The organism is Fibrobacter sp., assembly GCA_012523595.1.
Taxonomy (GTDB): domain Bacteria; phylum Fibrobacterota; class Chitinivibrionia; order Chitinivibrionales; family Chitinispirillaceae; genus JAAYIG01.
Window position 1 is genome coordinate 1 of sequence record JAAYIG010000050.1, and the last position, 15,682, is coordinate 15,682.

15 protein-coding genes are annotated in these 15,682 nt (G+C 44.9%); 10 read left to right on the top strand and 5 right to left on the bottom strand.

The window, feature by feature from the left end:
* Window positions 1-133: 133 nt before the first annotated feature.
* Window positions 134-811: a (d)CMP kinase gene (locus GX089_02765; GenBank protein NLP01390.1), complete on the bottom strand. Its 678-nt coding sequence runs from the start codon at window positions 809-811 to the stop codon at window positions 134-136.
* Window positions 812-1,432: 621 nt separating this feature from the next.
* On the opposite strand from GX089_02765, the gene GX089_02770 reads away from it, so the two are divergent.
* The 8 genes from GX089_02770 (at window position 1,433) to GX089_02805 (ending at window position 9,265) form a co-directional block, all read left to right on the top strand.
* Window positions 1,433-2,404 carry a phosphoribosylaminoimidazolesuccinocarboxamide synthase gene (locus GX089_02770; protein NLP01391.1) on the top strand — a complete coding sequence of 324 codons (972 nt, stop codon included), beginning with the start codon at window positions 1,433-1,435 and terminating at the stop codon, window positions 2,402-2,404.
* 63 nt (window positions 2,405-2,467) lie between these two features.
* Window positions 2,468-3,769: a glycine--tRNA ligase gene (locus tag GX089_02775; GenBank protein NLP01392.1), complete on the top strand. Its 1,302-nt coding sequence runs from the start codon at window positions 2,468-2,470 to the stop codon at window positions 3,767-3,769.
* A complete protein-coding gene (locus GX089_02780) occupies window positions 3,766-4,809 on the top strand; it encodes a D-alanine--D-alanine ligase (GenBank protein NLP01393.1) in 1,044 nt (347 codons plus the stop codon). The genes GX089_02775 and GX089_02780 overlap by 4 nt, the downstream gene beginning before the upstream one ends.
* Window positions 4,806-5,504: a tRNA (adenosine(37)-N6)-threonylcarbamoyltransferase complex dimerization subunit type 1 TsaB gene (tsaB, locus tag GX089_02785; GenBank protein ID NLP01394.1), complete on the top strand. Its 699-nt coding sequence runs from the start codon at window positions 4,806-4,808 to the stop codon at window positions 5,502-5,504. The genes GX089_02780 and tsaB overlap by 4 nt, the downstream gene beginning before the upstream one ends.
* Window positions 5,505-6,800 carry a SpoIIE family protein phosphatase gene (locus tag GX089_02790; GenBank protein ID NLP01395.1) on the top strand — a complete coding sequence of 432 codons (1,296 nt, stop codon included), beginning with the start codon at window positions 5,505-5,507 and terminating at the stop codon, window positions 6,798-6,800. It abuts the gene before it with no gap.
* A complete protein-coding gene (locus GX089_02795) occupies window positions 6,797-7,876 on the top strand; it encodes a hypothetical protein (protein NLP01396.1) in 1,080 nt (359 codons plus the stop codon). Before GX089_02790 ends, GX089_02795 begins: the two co-directional genes overlap by 4 nt.
* A 19-nt stretch (window positions 7,877-7,895) precedes the next feature.
* A complete protein-coding gene (locus GX089_02800; protein NLP01397.1) occupies window positions 7,896-8,573 on the top strand; it encodes an endonuclease III in 678 nt (225 codons plus the stop codon).
* Between the two features lie 461 nt (window positions 8,574-9,034).
* Window positions 9,035-9,265 carry a ferredoxin gene (locus tag GX089_02805; GenBank protein ID NLP01398.1) on the top strand — a complete coding sequence of 77 codons (231 nt, stop codon included), beginning with the start codon at window positions 9,035-9,037 and terminating at the stop codon, window positions 9,263-9,265.
* 161 nt (window positions 9,266-9,426) lie between these two features.
* Here GX089_02805 and GX089_02810 read toward each other — a convergent pair whose 3' ends face one another.
* From GX089_02810 to GX089_02820, 3 genes are all read right to left on the bottom strand, one after another.
* Window positions 9,427-10,143 carry a PorT family protein gene (locus GX089_02810; protein NLP01399.1) on the bottom strand — a complete coding sequence of 239 codons (717 nt, stop codon included), beginning with the start codon at window positions 10,141-10,143 and terminating at the stop codon, window positions 9,427-9,429.
* A 148-nt stretch (window positions 10,144-10,291) separates the two neighbouring features.
* Window positions 10,292-10,450 carry a hypothetical protein gene (locus tag GX089_02815; GenBank protein ID NLP01400.1) on the bottom strand — a complete coding sequence of 53 codons (159 nt, stop codon included), beginning with the start codon at window positions 10,448-10,450 and terminating at the stop codon, window positions 10,292-10,294.
* Window positions 10,434-10,736, bottom strand: a complete 303-nt coding sequence (locus GX089_02820) for an Rpn family recombination-promoting nuclease/putative transposase (GenBank protein NLP01401.1) — start codon at window positions 10,734-10,736, stop codon at window positions 10,434-10,436. The genes GX089_02815 and GX089_02820 overlap by 17 nt, the downstream gene beginning before the upstream one ends.
* A 214-nt stretch (window positions 10,737-10,950) precedes the next feature.
* Between GX089_02820 and GX089_02825 the strand changes: the two genes are divergently transcribed.
* Together GX089_02825 and GX089_02830 are read left to right on the top strand one after the other, a co-directional pair.
* The gene (locus GX089_02825) at window positions 10,951-12,252 is read left to right on the top strand and encodes a spore maturation protein (protein ID NLP01402.1); all 1,302 of its coding nucleotides are present in this window, start codon (window positions 10,951-10,953) and stop codon (window positions 12,250-12,252) included.
* 2 nt (window positions 12,253-12,254) lie between these two features.
* Window positions 12,255-12,902 (top strand): NUDIX hydrolase, encoded by a 648-nt coding sequence (locus GX089_02830; protein ID NLP01403.1) that lies wholly within the window; start codon window positions 12,255-12,257, stop codon window positions 12,900-12,902.
* Here GX089_02830 and polA read toward each other — a convergent pair.
* A complete protein-coding gene (gene polA / locus GX089_02835) occupies window positions 12,899-15,580 on the bottom strand; it encodes a DNA polymerase I (GenBank protein NLP01404.1) in 2,682 nt (893 codons plus the stop codon). The genes GX089_02830 and polA overlap by 4 nt on opposite strands.
* Between the last annotated feature and the right edge of the window lie 102 nt (window positions 15,581-15,682).

Sequence of the window (15,682 nt, forward strand, 5' to 3'; positions counted from 1 at the left end):
CACTTCATTGCCTGAGGCATCAAAACCCTTCAGGGCTTTTTTTTCTGTAAGTGCATCCGACATATTAATTGCACTCCTGTAACTTGGGTTAAGGTTAATGGATATATTTCAGGCACCTGATGATACCTGGAGATTACTTTTTTTGTTCCTCTTTCATGAGCCGTAAGGCTCTCTCAATTATCAGTTCTGCCTGCTCTTCAAGACTCATCGATGTAGTGTCTATTTCCAGAGCATCATCCGCCTTGCACAAAGGACTGTTGGCGCGGGTGGAATCCTTTTTATCCCTGAGTGTGATCTCCTCTACAAGCTCATCCACCGATTTGGAAATGCCAAGCTTCTCAAAATCCTTCTGCCTTCTCTTCGCCCGCTCAACAACTGAAGCGGTCATGAAAAATTTCAGATCGGCATTGGGGAAAACCACTGTGCCGATATCCCTGCCCTCACAAACAACGCTGTTACCCTCGGCAATCCGTCTCTGCTGCTCCACCAGCGCCTCCCTTACCACCTTCGGAGCGCAATAATCTGAGACATTGGAAGTGACATCACTACCCCGGATAGCATCAGTGACATCTTCCCCATCCATAAATACCCTGGTATCAGGAAGCTTGCCAGAGAAACTGATTACCGTGTCTGCAGTCAGCCTGGCCAGAGCAGGCTCATCAGTGGCAGGGATGCCGGCACGAAGCGCTTTCAGGGTAATAACACGGTACATCGCTCCTGTGTCCAGATATGTGATACCGAGACGGGATGCAACTATTTTTGCAGTTGTGCTTTTACCTGATCCTGCCGGTCCATCGATAGCTATTATCATTTTTTACCAGTAAGAAAAAATTGAGAAAAACTTATTAAATATAGTTAATCAATGTAAGTAAGGTCAAGTTAACTAATAGCGATCAAATTGATGAATCTGTTCGGGGTCGGTATCGAAACCGATACTTTTGCCCGGTATGTAATGTGATGACAAAGATTTCTCCTCACGGGCTTGTTGTAATGACGTCCGATTCAACAAGATACCCGTATTCATGCTATACATCGCTCAGGGTGAGGCGCAAATTCTCTGCCAGTCTTTTTATCCTTGAGTGCTCAAACGCTTTATTTCCTGGTCGGAACTGGTAATGTTTTGCCGGCCAACGGGTTTTAAGTCCGCAGTAATTCATGTCGGAGTCGGTATCGAAATCGATACCGGAATTTCCACCTCGATCAAAGTGTGAATTGAAAAGATTTCTCCCCGCGGACTCCTCGAAATAACAAGCAAAATTATTAGCTCCAGGAAGAAAACATGGGTAAAGATCATCCTTGGGCAAGCAGCAGATTCTCAGAATATCTCTATTCTTTTAATCGTAATACGATGCCATATTCTGCGGGTATTATTTTATGGGATTCACTGCTTTATAAGGCAGTTTATTTTCCAACTTTTCTGCTATGGGGTTTTATGGTCTCCAGAGAAACAATCTCTCAACATCTCAGTAATTGTCTCGACGACACATCATTTCTTGGAATCAGCGGTCTGCGGAAAGGCAAAGTACGTGACAGTTACGATCTGGGTGAGACTCTCATGCTTGTCACAACCGACCGGCAAAGCGCTTTTGATCGTGTCCTGGCTAATATCCCTTTTAAAGGGCAGGTTCTCAACGAGATCAGCAGGTTCTGGTTTGACAATACAACCCATATTGTCAGAAATCATCTGATATCTGTCCCGGATCCCAACATCACCATAGCAAAAAAATGCAAAGTGTTCCCGGTTGAGTTTGTGGTGCGTGGCTACCTGACAGGATCAACTGACACTTCAGCCTGGAGCCAGTACTCCAATGGTATCCGCAATATCTGCGGCAACATTCTACCTGATGGTATGGTGAAAAACCAGAAGTTCGACAAGCCGATTCTCACTCCTACAACCAAATCAGATGAACACGATGAATCGATGTCGGCACAGGAGATTATTTCCAGAGGAATAATCGATGAAAAGATCTGGAAGAAGCTGGAATCGATAGTTTTCGCCCTTTTTAATTTCGGAACAGAAGTAGGATCACGCAATGGTTTGATTCTGGTTGATACCAAATACGAACTGGGTCTCGATACCGATGGAAACATAGTTTTAATTGATGAGATTCACACTCCTGATTCCTCAAGGTACTGGCTCGAGAGTACATACCGGGAAAAATTTGACAAAGGAGAGGAGCCGGAGAATATCGACAAAGAATTTCTGCGCCTCTGGTTCAGGAACAACTGCGATCCTTACAAAGACAAAGTTCTCCCCAAGGCTCCTGATGAACTGATTATCGAACTTTCATCCAGGTATATTAATCTTTACGAAATGATAACCAGGCTTCAGTTTATCCCCGGAACCGACGTTTCAATAAAGGACAGAATCAGAAGTAATTTAAAGGCAGCGGGAATCATTTAAAACAGACTTTTTGCAAAACTTTTCAATAATCCGGAGGAGAGAATGACAGCAGGTCCCGATTTGATGAACACAATAGTAAGTCTCTGCAAGAGACGCGGTATAATTTTTCAGTCCAGTGAGATCTACGGCGGTCTTAACAGTTGCTGGGATTACGGACCTCTCGGTGTCGAGCTTAAGCGCAATGTCAAGGAAGCGTGGTGGAAATCCATGATTACAAACCGCCGGGATGTCGTTGGTCTCGACGCCTCGATACTGATGCATCCTAAAGTCTGGGAAGCCTCCGGGCATCTCTCCGGGTTCACCGATCCACTTGTGGACTGCAAAAAATGCAAGGAGCGTTTCCGCGCCGATCATCTGGAAAACCTTGACTGCTGTCCCAAATGCGGCGGTGAGTTTACTCCTGTGCGCAGATTCAACCTCATGTTCAAGACTTTCATGGGTCCTGTTGAAGACCAGTCTGCAACCGTTTATCTGCGTCCGGAAACAGCACAGGGAATATTTGTCAATTTCCTGAATGTCCAGCAATCCTCCCGTCTCAAACCACCATTTGGTATCGGGCAGATTGGAAAAAGTTTCAGAAACGAGATCACTCCCGGCAATTTCACCTATCGCACACGTGAATTCGAGCAGATGGAAATGGAGTTTTTTGTTCCGCCTGCTGATGACCAGCAGTGGTATGACTACTGGAAAAATGCCCGGCTTCAATGGTACAAAGATCTCGGTATCAAAACGGAAAATCTACGTCTGCGCGACCACGATAAAGACGAACTGGCACATTATGCCAAAGCCTGTGCAGATGTAGAATACAAATTTCCATTCGGATGGAGCGAACTGGAAGGAATCGCGAACAGGACCGACTACGATCTTAAAAAACATTCAGAAGCAAGCGGCAAAAGCCTCGCCTACTTCGATGAGGAAAGCAAGCAGCACTATTTCCCCTTTGTGATCGAGCCCGCAGCAGGAGCAGACAGAGCTACTCTGGCATTTCTGGTGGATGCCTACGATGTGGAAGGTGAAGGGAAGGACGCACGGACGGTTCTTCACCTCCATCCATCGCTGGCTCCGATCAAAGCAGCTGTGCTCCCCCTGGTCAAAAGAGACGGCATGCCGGAAAAAGCAGAAAAGATATTCAAGGATCTCCTTGACAATTCCATAAACTCCTTTTATGACCACACATCATCGATCGGCCGCAGGTATGCAAGGCAGGACGAGGTCGGTACTCCCTTCTGCATCACTGTTGACAGTCAGTCAATGGAAGATGACACTGTTACTGTTCGTGAACGTGACAGCCGCGAACAGTACAGAGTCGCTGCCGAATCGGTTGTTGAGGTAATAAGCGGAAAACTAAAGGCAGCAAGAAAATGACAGATCTGATTAACATCGTTATGGGTGGTCCTTCAGCCGAGCATGAAGTCTCCCTGAGTTCAGGACTGGAAGTGCTTTCACATATAGACAAAAGTAGATATCGCCTCAGAACTGTGGTTATCACCAGAGACAAGCATTTCTATTTCCAGGACATCAATACCGGAATTCCTTCGCTTGAGGACCTGGTGCGCCCGGATGCATCCAGGCTCTTCCAGGGTCCCTTCACCGCATCTTCTTCACATAAGGTCTGGGAGGGATGTGATGCAGCTTTTCTGGCGCTGCATGGAAGTTTCGGTGAGGATGGGGTGATCCAGGGATTTCTGGACACCATAGGAATCCCTTACACCGGATCAGGTGTATTCGCCAGCGCTCTGGCAATGAATAAGATCGCCTCCAAGTTTATCTATCAGCAAAAAGGTCTCACTGTCCCACCCTATTCTCTTTACGGGAAGGATTACCCTGATGTAACAGTGGATACAATCTGTGCCAGACACGGTTTCCCATGCTTTATCAAATGTCCTCAGTCCGGTTCGAGCCGCCTGATGGGCAGGGCTGGTAACAGGAAGGAGCTTGAAGAGTTCTTAAATGAACTGTCGACATATTCATCTGAATTGCTCATAGAGACTGCTATCAGAGGAGCCGAATTCTCCTGTGCTGTTCTGGAGAGATCCGATGGCTCTCTGGAAGCCCTTCCACCTATAGAGATACGGCCCAGATCACAGTTCTTCGATTATACGGCCAAGTACAGTGACGGCGGTTCCGAGGATATAGTTCCCGCTCCGCAATCTGAGCAGGTTTTGGAGAGTATCCGCCGCAACGCACTGATTGCCCACCGTGCATTGGGATGTAAAGGCATCTCCCGTACAGACATGATTATGAAAGATTCTGAAATGTACATTCTGGAAACGAACACTCTTCCCGGACTGACAAGAAATTCGCTTCTGCCAAAAGCTTTTTGCGCTGCCGGAGGAACTTATTCAGGACTTCTTGATGAAATGATCAATTCTGCACTTGCAAAACGGAGTACTGTTGTCGCATGAGCTGGGTTCTGGGAATCGACACTTCATCAATTGATCTGGGAGTGGCTCTTTTTCAGGACAATCTCCCGGTGGCATCTTATTCCCGTTTTGTCCGTAATTCCCATGCAGAGCACATCTCTCAAATAGTCAAGATGATTCTCAGTGCCAACTCTGTAGAACCGCAACAGGTGCAGCATGTAGCTGTAAGCACCGGTCCGGGATCTTTTACAGGACTCAGGATCGGGATTGCTTTTGCAAAGGGGTTCTGCTTTGGCCGCGATGCTCTGATCTGCCCTGTTTCATCCCTTATGATCCTCGCCCACGCAGGTATCATGTACCAGGGGAAAATAGTGGCAGCTATTGATGCACGCAACGATGAAGTATTCTACGCCTCTTTCATCTCTTCGGACAGGAGACTCCAACGCACAAGTGAAGATCTATTGTGCAGTTCAGATCAATTCAGGCATCTTGCAGCTTCGGCTGATGTTATAATTACTGATAGCATGGGTTATTCCCGCAGCACGGTTTTTAATTTTCTTGAAGGTAATCAGGGGTGGTTTCAAGTTGAGAGATATCCATTTCAGCGTGGTTTTTTCTGTGCTTCCATAGGAGCATCTCTGATACAGGATTTCTCGGTCTGGAAACAGGGAACAGAGATCCTTCCCAATTACCTTCGGCAGTCCTCAGCGCAGTACAAAGCCGGAAAGATGGTTTAAATGGAGCTGTTGTACCAAATAATCTTTTCCGCAGGCGGACTGATTGCAGTTTTAGCCCTTGTTGCACTCTACCGCAAATATCCTCTGCACCTTATTTACCGAAGTAAAATCGGCCTGGAGGATATGCTGGATGGAGTGAGTGACCCATTGGCGGTTATCACCGAAGACTACACTGTAAAACGTGCAAACAAAGCTTATATTTCCATGATATCCAGTAATTTTCAGGATACAATCAATAAAAAATGCTACACGCTTCTGCGAAATCGTACCTATCCATGTGAGGACTGCCTGATGAAGCAATCTTTCTCATCAGGGCAGCCCGCGACAATAGAACTGTCAAAGCATCCCTCAGGAAGCGGGGCAATATCGATCTCTTTTTCCACATTTGACCTGACTATGGGGAAAAAGAAGACCCGCTGCATTATCGAACATATCCGTGATATAACTCTTCTTGAACAGCTCAAACTTGACCTGGAAAAGAAGAATGCTTCTCTTGCCAGGGCAATGAAACATCTCAAGGCAGCACAGGCGAACATTCGTGATGAACTTCGTCTTGCACGCACGATTCAGCAGGGAATACTCCCTAAACATGCTCCTGATGTTGACGGGCTGAAGATTTCCGTTGTTTATCATCCTGTAACGGAAGTCGGAGGTGACATCTATGACTTCATCAAATTTTCTCCGGAACACATGGGAATTTTTATCGGAGATGCCTCGGGACACGGCCTTTCAGCCGCATTTGTGGGTACGATTTCCAAGATGTCTTTATACAACAACAGTAAAAAAGAGATGCCTGTAAACGAATTATTGTCAAAAGTTAACCAGGACATGATCGACAATGTGCACACAGGACATTATCTGACATGCTTCTGGGGTATTTTTGACACTCGTTCAAAGAAATTCACCTATTCCAGAGCAGGACACCCTATTCCTGTCCTGGTCAAACGGAACGGCACAGTCATTCCACTCAAATCCCAGGGGACGTTCCTTGGACTGCTCCCAAACTCCATGTACGAGGAGCAATCGATAGAGTATGAGAAAGGAGACCGGTTTTTCCTGTTCACTGATGGTATATTTGAGGTGCTTGATCCTGAGAGCAAGGGAGAGATGCTCGGGTATGACCGGTTTGTAAAGATACTGGCAGGATGCAACCATCTCCCGTTCAATAAAGTGCTTCAATCGATACAGCAGCAATTGTCAAGTTTTACCTATGAGGACGATTACACTCTGATTCTAATCGAAGCAACTGCACGGAAATCAGAACAAAAGCACCGCAATTCCGGAGCGGGTGAATGATGACAAGAATGGTTCGGCAGATTTTCACGATAAAATTACTGGTATTTCTGTTCTTTCTTCGGGTTTTGGCAGAGACTCAGACGAATCCCGATTCTCTGCTTAACACTTCATCTGACTCTTTGGAAATACAAAACCCAGATTCTCAGCATGTAGACACTGTATTTAATGACGGCATCATTGAGAAGCGGGATTCTCTTTTGTCTAAAGAGGGACCAAATTCCCCGGATTCTATCTCAGAAAAATCCTCCCTGCCCTCCCCTGCTCCCGAAGATTCCGTAAAACACACCGGATTGTTTATCGGTGCCGGTGCCGGATGGACCCTGGGAAGCTTCACACTTCTGGACCTGTGGAAACAATCTCTACCAGACTCCCTGGGAGATTTTGGACTGGATGCAAATTCTTTCGCAGTTGAAGGTGACTCCTCTTCACTGAAATTCGTGATTAAAAAAGATGCTGATTATTACAATATGACTTTTCCGATCAAAGTCTCATTTCATAAGATAAGGGAAAAGGATTTTTTCTCATCCGCGCTGTCCTTCTCTATGATTCGTAAAGGTTTCAAAGCATCTGTTTTTCCCTTGAAAGATTCTCTTGAGGGCAAGGTTGATATCAAACAAAACCTTTCCTTATACTCACTGGGGATAGAGTTTCTTTACGGTTTCCGAATACAGGAGAGGTATTTCTCGATCGATGGAGTTGACAGGAGTGATTTCATCATTGGAGCAGGTATTTCGCCACTTGTATCTCTGCAGTCGATAAATAAAGCCGATCTTAACTCCGATGATCCCAGGATGGTATCCGTAAAAGAAAGTATACATTCCTTCTTTAACAACCATAAGTCTTTCGGCCTTGCCCTAACACTTCGTACCGGATTGAGCACAATGAAAAGCTTTGGAAGCCGCGGGGCAATTGAAACCGGGATCTTTTATACACTTAACTGGTACAGACGGTTTTTCTCTTCGGGAAAAGAAGTCCTTACAAGTGATGCATTTCCAGAATCAAATGATAACGAGCCATTGTCCTGCATATCAAACCGGCTCGAGATCTCCTTTTCTCTTCTCAGAAATGTACATTAAGAACCGCTCCAGGTGAAAAATGAAGAAGAGAAGCCCGGAAATAGAGAAAGTTTACAAGATACTCAGCCAGGAATTTAAAAAGCACCGCATGCCTGTGGTGGATCTGATTGAACTGCAGACCAGGAATCCTTTCAAGGTTCTTGTCACTACTATCCTTAGTGCACGTACCAGAGATGAGACAACAGTTGCCGCAGCAGGTAGACTTTTTACAAAGGTGAAAAATCCGGGTGATCTCAGGAGATTGGAGAGTTCAGAAATCGAAAAACTTATCTATCCTGTCGGTTTCTACAGGGAAAAAGCTTTAAATCTCAAGGCGCTTCCCGATGCTTTAGAAAAGCTTTTTGGAGGAAAGATCCCATCTGACGTGGAAGATCTTGTACTCCTTCCCGGTGTTGGCCGGAAGACCGCAAATCTGGTATCTGCTGTAGCTTTCAATAAACCGGCTGTATGTGTTGATGTCCATGTGCATCGTATATTTAACCGCCTCGGGTACCTGAGCACAAAAACACCTTTGGAAACCGAAATGGAACTGCGCAGAACATTCCCTCAGAAATACTGGACTACTTTCAATTCCTACTTCGTATCATTTGGTCAGCATACCTGCCTTCCGGTAAATCCTCGCTGCAGCGAGTGTCCGGTTTTTGATTACTGCTCACGGATTGGAGTAAAAGGAGAGCAGAAAAAAAAGGTTGCCTGAGCCGGCGGTTCGTCCACTATTCCCTGACATTTGTCTCTCCATATTTTTCCTGAATTCTATTTCTTTCCCTCTTTTCTCCACAGTTCAGTGTTTCAAGTGCGATCTTTTTCATTATCATACTTTTCAATTGAAAGCGCCTCTGATGTATTAACCTCATCTCACCACATAATCATCAGTTTGATGAGAAATATCAGTGTCAACAAAATTGATACTATTTTTATGTCTTTAACGGTGTAGAAAAACATACAGGCCTCCTTTGAACCGGCCCTGATTGTCTGAGCATAGAAAGTATATCTCTTCTCTATGTACTATTCAGGTATTAATATACCTTAATACCTATTTGTTGTCAACCATTTCTTAAGACAAAACACACCTAAAGAGATACAATTGCTTTTTTGATACTCTTTTAGTATCTTTTAATTAGATTCCCACTTAAACGTTCCTCTTTAAAGGAGACTTTCATGGCAAACAAAGAGAAAAAAGTACCAGGAAATGTGGAAGGCCCCTATTATGTGGATGAAGAATGCATAGGCTGTGGTTTGTGCGAGAGCACAGCACCGGATAATTTTAAGATGAGCGATGACGGTTCCACTGCGGTGGTTTACAAACAACCTGCAAATGAATCTGAAAAAGCGGCTTGCAACGAAGCTCTTAAAGATTGTCCGTCAGAAGCTATAGGCGACAACGGGTAAGAAAAGGATACTGCCGGAATCGGTATCGATACTCATTATCCGGCTGTATTGAACTGATTACTGAAAACTTTATCGGAATGAATTGTTCCACATCTTACCACATGTAGTCAATTCATTTCGATGCCAATACCGATACCGACTAAGGGAACTTATCACACTGATTAGTAGCTCCAGGCATATCCTGCCAGCAGAGAGAATGCAGAGTTGCGGAAATCTTTTCCACCGTGAAATACATCAACCATACCAAAAGTATATCTCAAGTCTATTAAAAAACGTCCTGTTCCTGCAATTATATCCAGTGCAAAACCAGTGGTCAAACCAAAATCCAGCGGGTAGATGATCTTTGAAACCGCCTTATCAGAAGTGAGTTCTTTTAGAAACCCCAAATCGGCAGTTTCAGAGAGTTCGGCGATATTTTCTGAGCGGGACTTAAATCTTATGAATAATGATGGGCCGGCATAGGCACTGGGCGTAACAGGAACAAAAGGGATGATCAGTTTTGCCAGAAGAGGTATATGGAAGTAATCTGAATAAACCTGAAAATTCGCTTTTCCACCATCTACAGGCGAGATTTCCCATCTTTTACCTGATCTCAGAAACAGAATCTCCGGCTGTATAGCCAGAAAATCGGGGATGATTTCATATTGCACAAAAAATCCACTTGTGAAGAAGGGCAGAACACCGGATTTGAATCCGTTAACAGAAAGGGAAAGATCTCTTTCAAAAGAACTGACCCCGTTCCCCCAGTAACTGGAAATGCTGAATCCGGATCTTACCCCTATAGAAAGACCAAGCCTCTCCTGCTGGATTTGAGAGAAGGCTGAAGTGGCTGAAAGAATCAGCAAGACAGCTTTCAGGCAGTAGTTTGATCGCATCATATTCCTCTTATAAGGCACATGATGCAAGATCTCTGCCAACCAGATAATATTTAACGGTTTAAGCTCAAGTTTTTATCTCAGAGGAAACTTTGTGATTTTCGAGTTGATTGTTTTCTCAAATCATTAACAATGGTATAAATTACAGTTTTTAATTTTTGTCAAAAATTGTTTTATTAAGAGAAGCAATTTTTTCTATAGACAAACCAGTATAGAAAGCTACTTTTTCAGCAGGTTCACCATTTTTTAACATGTTAAGAGCAACTCGTTCAATTCCTTTTTCTGTACCTTGTTTAATCCCCTTCCTCATGCTTTTCCGATTCAGGGATATCGTTTTGGATTGAGTTTAAGTAGTGTTTCAATTGAATCAATGTTCTTTTATCCGGGGTACTCTTATGCTCAAAAAGAAGATAGATATAAAGTGACCTGGTTTTATCGAAGAGTCGATAAACTATATCAGACCGAAATTCATTGAGGGACCCATCAGCTGTGTCGTTCTTTATCGCACTGGAAAGGCTAAAATCAATCTCAACCTTTTTGTCTGGAAACAAATACGAACTAACGAAACTGGAAACTACCGCGGTTTTGCCGAATATTGCTTTGAAGAAACGGTCATGAGGTGTTTGCTGCCGTTTTCTTTTTCATGAAAGGCAATATACATGAGGAAAAATGATAGTCATTATGGAAGCTTATTAGTGCAGTTTCATAAAAGTAAAAAAGTAGTCTGTCCCCTTTTTTACTTTTTTCAGTTTTAAATCAGGCACGTGAAGACCTGCCCCATTCCCCTACCAGAAAGTATTTTTATCTCTCATGGATAAAAAACCCGCAGTAATTAATGTTATCTGGCTTTACCTTATCCTTTCCAGTATAGTGGTTGCCGCATATACAGGCAGGATGGATGAGATCACAAAGGCCTCATTTGATTCCGCAAAAAGTGCAGTAACCCTGGCCATAAGTCTAATAGGAGCAATGGCGCTGTGGCTGGGCCTGATGAAAATCGTTGAGTCTGCCGGCCTTATGAAATCCATCTCCCGGGCAATCCGTCCTGTGATGATCAGGCTTTTTCCAGATGTACCTTCGGATCACCCGGCGATGAGTGCAATGATAATGAATATGGCTGCAAATATGCTTGGTCTGGGAAATGCAGCTACCCCGATGGGCATTAAAGCGATGACTGAACTCGACAAGCTCAACCCTGAAAAAGGAACTGCAACTAACGCCATGTGCCTTTTTCTGGCGATAAATACATCAAGTGTTACTATACTCCCCCTGGGAGTCATAGCTGTTCGTGCCGCGGCAGGAGCCACCAATCCAGGCAGTATCTTAATTCCATCGATTATTGCCACCACATTCTCTACCACCACGGCCATCATTGCTGCCAAATTGCTTGCTTCCAGGAGCAAAGTGTCTGTTCCTGTACAAGCTGTAACTGCTCCGGTAAAGGAAGAAGAAAAAGTTCAGGAAGCACAGGAACTGCTGAAACCGGCCCTGTTTCCCAGAATTTTTACCATCGCACTCATTCCTGTGTTTCTTTTTGCGATTCCCTGGCATTTCATCAAACTGGGGCACCAGCCCTCAATGAGCTATAATCTTGTGACAAGTGCTACAGGATGGCTTATACCAATTATCATGGGAGCCATTCTTATTTTTGGCTATCTCAAGGGTGTCAAAGTATACGAAGCGGTCACAGACGGAGCAAAAGAGGGATTTCAAGTCGCCATGAGAATAATCCCATTCATGGTGGCTATTTTTGTGGCAATTGGAATGTTCAGAGCGAGCGGAGCACTGGATCTCTTTACCTGGCTTGTCAACCCTGTAACCAGTCTCATAGGGATGCCGGCAGAGGCCTTGCCTATGGCACTTCTGCGTCCACTCTCCGGAACCGGAGCATTTGGTGTCATGTCTGAAATAATCAATAAAGATCCAAACAGTTTCACGGCTTATCTGGTCTCTGTTTTTCAGGGATCCACAGAAACTACATTTTATGTTCTCGCGGTATATTTCGGAGCTGTCGGAATAAAAAAGACCCGTCACGCTCTTCCCGCAGCACTCCTCGCTGATGCAGCCGGGATCCTGGGATCGGTCTTCATCTGCCATCTGATGTTCAGGTAAATATGACACCGGATAAATTTGACAGGAAAATCCGCAACTGGATTTCTGATGTATCAAAAGCCGGCTGTACTGTCAATAAGGTGGAGACGATAAGTGAAATCCGTAAAAAAAACGGAGATCTCCTCTTTGCTCTTCTGGACATAGATGTAAGATCACCTGAAGGAGTCCGTCTTCCCAATATCGCCTTTATCAGGGGGCATGCCTGCCTGATCGTGACACTTCTGAAAAATAAAGATACAGGCGAAGAGAAATACCTGATGGTCCGGCAGAGGCGTATTGGAAACGGTCAGCTAAGCCTTGAGTTTCCTGCAGGAATGCTCGATGAGGAAAGTGATGCCGGTCAAGTGATTATAAGAGAATTGCAGGAGGAAACCGGTCTTGAGGTCTTACCAAATGAAATTTTCCCCCTTACAGACAAAATCCTCTACAGCTCAGCCGGAGCATGTGATGAGGGGATCTACTATTTTGGATGTATCAAGGAACTGGACAACAATCAATTCTGCTCCTTTCGCGGTCGAAAGGGAGGAAATCCTGAAGAAAACGAAGATATCACTGTAGTGCTTATGTCAAGGGAAGAAGCTGAACCTCAATGCACTTCCCTTCAGGCCAGACTTGGTTTCTTTCTCTTCGAGAAATATCTCATAAGCTAATGTGCCTCACTCCAGTTCCTGCCAATTCCGACATCCACTTTCAAAGGGACAGAGAGTTTGTATGCTGAACTCATTTTTCCAATCACCCATTCCTTGAAAGTATCCACTTCCCTCTCCGGCAACTCAAACACCAGTTCATCATGGACCTGAAGAAGCATCCTTGCACCCCCGCAGACATCAGGAAGATCTTTATGGATGTCAATCATTGCCAGTTTTATGATATCTGCGGCTGTACCCTGAACAGGAGTGTTTATGGCTGTACGCTCAGCCGCTTCACGGATATTGCGGTTTTTTGCGTTTATTTCAGGCAGGTACCTGCGTCTTCCAAGCAGTGTTTCTGTATAGCCGTACTGGCGTGCTTTTTCGATTGTACTCTCCATATACTCTTTTACAGTCGGAAACTGCCTGAAATAGGCCTCGATAAAAGTTCTTGCTTCATTAAAAGAGATTCCCAGTTGACGGGAAAGATTGACCGGTCCCATTCCGTACATCAGTCCGAAATTGATGGTCTTTGCGGCCCTGCGCATCTCTGGAGTGATCATCTCAGGAAAGATTCCATAAATAGCCGAGGCAGTCTGAGCATGGATATCTTTATCAGCAAGGAATGCATCAATGAGAAAAGGATCTTTAGAAAGATGGGCAAGGATTCTCAGCTCGATCTGGGAATAATCTGCGGAAAGAAGCACATTGTCGTCAGCGGCAATAAAAGCCTCCCTTATCCTCTTCCCTGCATCGGTACGCACTGGAATATTCTGCAGATTCGGATTGGTACTTGATAGCCGTCCTGTTGCCGCTACGGTCTGGTTAAAAGAACTGTGTACGCGTCCACTGCCCTGAAAAATCTGCGCCGGTAAGGCATCGATATATGTCGAGAGCAGTTTCTGAACCTCCCGATGCTCCAGTATTCTTGCGACAACAGGATAATCAGGAGCAAGTTTCTCCAGAACGTCGACATTTGTAGAATGGCTCCCGTTTTTGGTTCTCTTGGATCCGGGTAGAGAGAGTTTCTCAAAAAGCACCTCCCCTATCTGTTTGGGGGAATTGAGATTCAGAGGTCCTCCTGCCATCCCGTAAATCTCTTCTGTAAGTTTGTCCAATACTCCATGGTACTCGATGGAGAGGTTTTTCAGAAATTCTGTATCGATCAGCATCCCGTGCCATTCCAGATCACCCAGAACTGTTACCAGAGGAAGTTCAACTTTATCGAACAGGTCCCTGCAGTTGCGTTCCGAAAGAAGGGGCGAAAGAACCTTCATCAATGCCAGGGTGATACACACAGTCTCTCCGGCATATTCTGCAGCTTTTTGTAAAGGGACATCCGCAAATGTTTTCCCGGTATTCTCTTTCCCGATGAGTTCTTTGACCGGTGATACCTCCATTTTAAGCCACTCTGCTGCCAGAATATCGAGATCGTACTGACGTTTTCCGGGATCGAGCAGATATGCGGCTATCATTGTGTCAAAAGAGATCCCAGCCATGCACAGCCCGTAGTTTTTTAGCACCTGATAGTCGTATTTAAGATTCTGTCCTGTTTTTTGTACATGCGGCGATTCAATTGCTGTTTTAAGACTGTTAAGCACCGTTTCCAGGGGTAAATTGGCTCCCTCCCTGTGGCCAACCGGGACATAAAACGCTTCTTTTTCATCGAGAGCGATGGAAATTCCAACAAGTTCAGCGGCCCTGGGCAAAAGGTTAGTAGTCTGGGTATCGATCGATATCAACTTGCAATCTTCGATTCTCTTGCAGAATTTTCCGAGTTCCTCGATGGAATCGATAATTGTGGTCTGGGGTTTGAGCCTTGGTGCCCCCCCCAGAAGCGGATTGCGCATCAGTGATGAAAACTCAAGTTCCCGGAACAGGGAGAGGCATTTTTCCCTGTCAAATGGTCTTCTTTTGAGGCTTTCCAGATCCAGAGGCAGGTCTGAATCACATTTCAGTGTTGCCAATGTTTTGCTGACTGAGAGCTGTTCCCGGTACTGTTCGATCTTTTCAATCAGCTTTGGGTTTTCCAGTATCGAGGGATTTTCGAGAATTGCTTCTACACTCCCCCCTGTTTCGAGCATCTTAACAGCGGTTTTGGGACCCACTCCAGGAACACCGGGGATATTATCTGATGAATCGCCTGTCAAAGCCAGATAATCGACTATTTTCTCCGGTCCTACCCCCATTTTCTCTCTGACCTGTTTCTCGTCTATCATCTGCAATGTCCCAGTTCCATCCGGAGCCAGCATCTTTACATCAGGCCCGATAAGCTGCATCAGGTCCTTGTCTTTACTCACAATGTAAACTTCGAATTCCTCTTCTTTTGCTTTGCAGGTAAGCAGGGCTATCAGATCATCCGCCTCCAGCCCGTCTTTCTTTAGCACCGACAGATTGAACGCCTCGATCAGTTCCCCGATAAGCGGCATCTGTGATTTCAGATCATCAGGCATCTCCTCACGGTTGGCTTTATATTGACTATAAAGCTCGTGCCTGAAAGTTGGTTTGCTGCTGTCGAGAGCAACCGTAATGTAGGGACAGGACCAGTTCTCTATGAGGCGAAGTATATAATTAGCAAAACCAAAAACCGCACTTGTGGGCTGACCCTTTGAGTTTATAAGGGGATTTTTAATGAAGGCGTAATAAGCACGATACACCAGCGCGTGTCCGTCAATAATGAAAATCTGTTTTTTTTCCATTTGGTTTCCGAAAGGAGGTTTATAAATTCTATTCTGGCCTTTTTCTCTGTTGTGCTTTCTTTTTTCACTCTGCTTATCTTTGCAGAATTGTGAAAAGCAGAC

Coding starts and splice junctions, on each gene's coding strand:
- polA (NLP01404.1), bottom strand. CDS start 15,580: ATGGAAAAAAAACAGATTTTCATTATTGACGGACACGCGCTGGTGTAT.
- GX089_02815 (NLP01400.1), bottom strand. CDS start 10,450: ATGAGGAAGGGGATTAAACAAGGTACAGAAAAAGGAATTGAACGAGTT.
- GX089_02830 (NLP01403.1), top strand. CDS start 12,255: ATGACACCGGATAAATTTGACAGGAAAATCCGCAACTGGATTTCTGAT.
- GX089_02765 (NLP01390.1), bottom strand. CDS start 811: ATGATAATAGCTATCGATGGACCGGCAGGATCAGGTAAAAGCACAACT.
- tsaB (NLP01394.1), top strand. CDS start 4,806: ATGAGCTGGGTTCTGGGAATCGACACTTCATCAATTGATCTGGGAGTG.
- GX089_02795 (NLP01396.1), top strand. CDS start 6,797: ATGATGACAAGAATGGTTCGGCAGATTTTCACGATAAAATTACTGGTA.
- GX089_02770 (NLP01391.1), top strand. CDS start 1,433: ATGGTCTCCAGAGAAACAATCTCTCAACATCTCAGTAATTGTCTCGAC.
- GX089_02825 (NLP01402.1), top strand. CDS start 10,951: ATGGATAAAAAACCCGCAGTAATTAATGTTATCTGGCTTTACCTTATC.
- GX089_02790 (NLP01395.1), top strand. CDS start 5,505: ATGGAGCTGTTGTACCAAATAATCTTTTCCGCAGGCGGACTGATTGCA.
- GX089_02805 (NLP01398.1), top strand. CDS start 9,035: ATGGCAAACAAAGAGAAAAAAGTACCAGGAAATGTGGAAGGCCCCTAT.
- GX089_02800 (NLP01397.1), top strand. CDS start 7,896: ATGAAGAAGAGAAGCCCGGAAATAGAGAAAGTTTACAAGATACTCAGC.
- GX089_02810 (NLP01399.1), bottom strand. CDS start 10,143: ATGATGCGATCAAACTACTGCCTGAAAGCTGTCTTGCTGATTCTTTCA.
- GX089_02775 (NLP01392.1), top strand. CDS start 2,468: ATGAACACAATAGTAAGTCTCTGCAAGAGACGCGGTATAATTTTTCAG.
- GX089_02780 (NLP01393.1), top strand. CDS start 3,766: ATGACAGATCTGATTAACATCGTTATGGGTGGTCCTTCAGCCGAGCAT.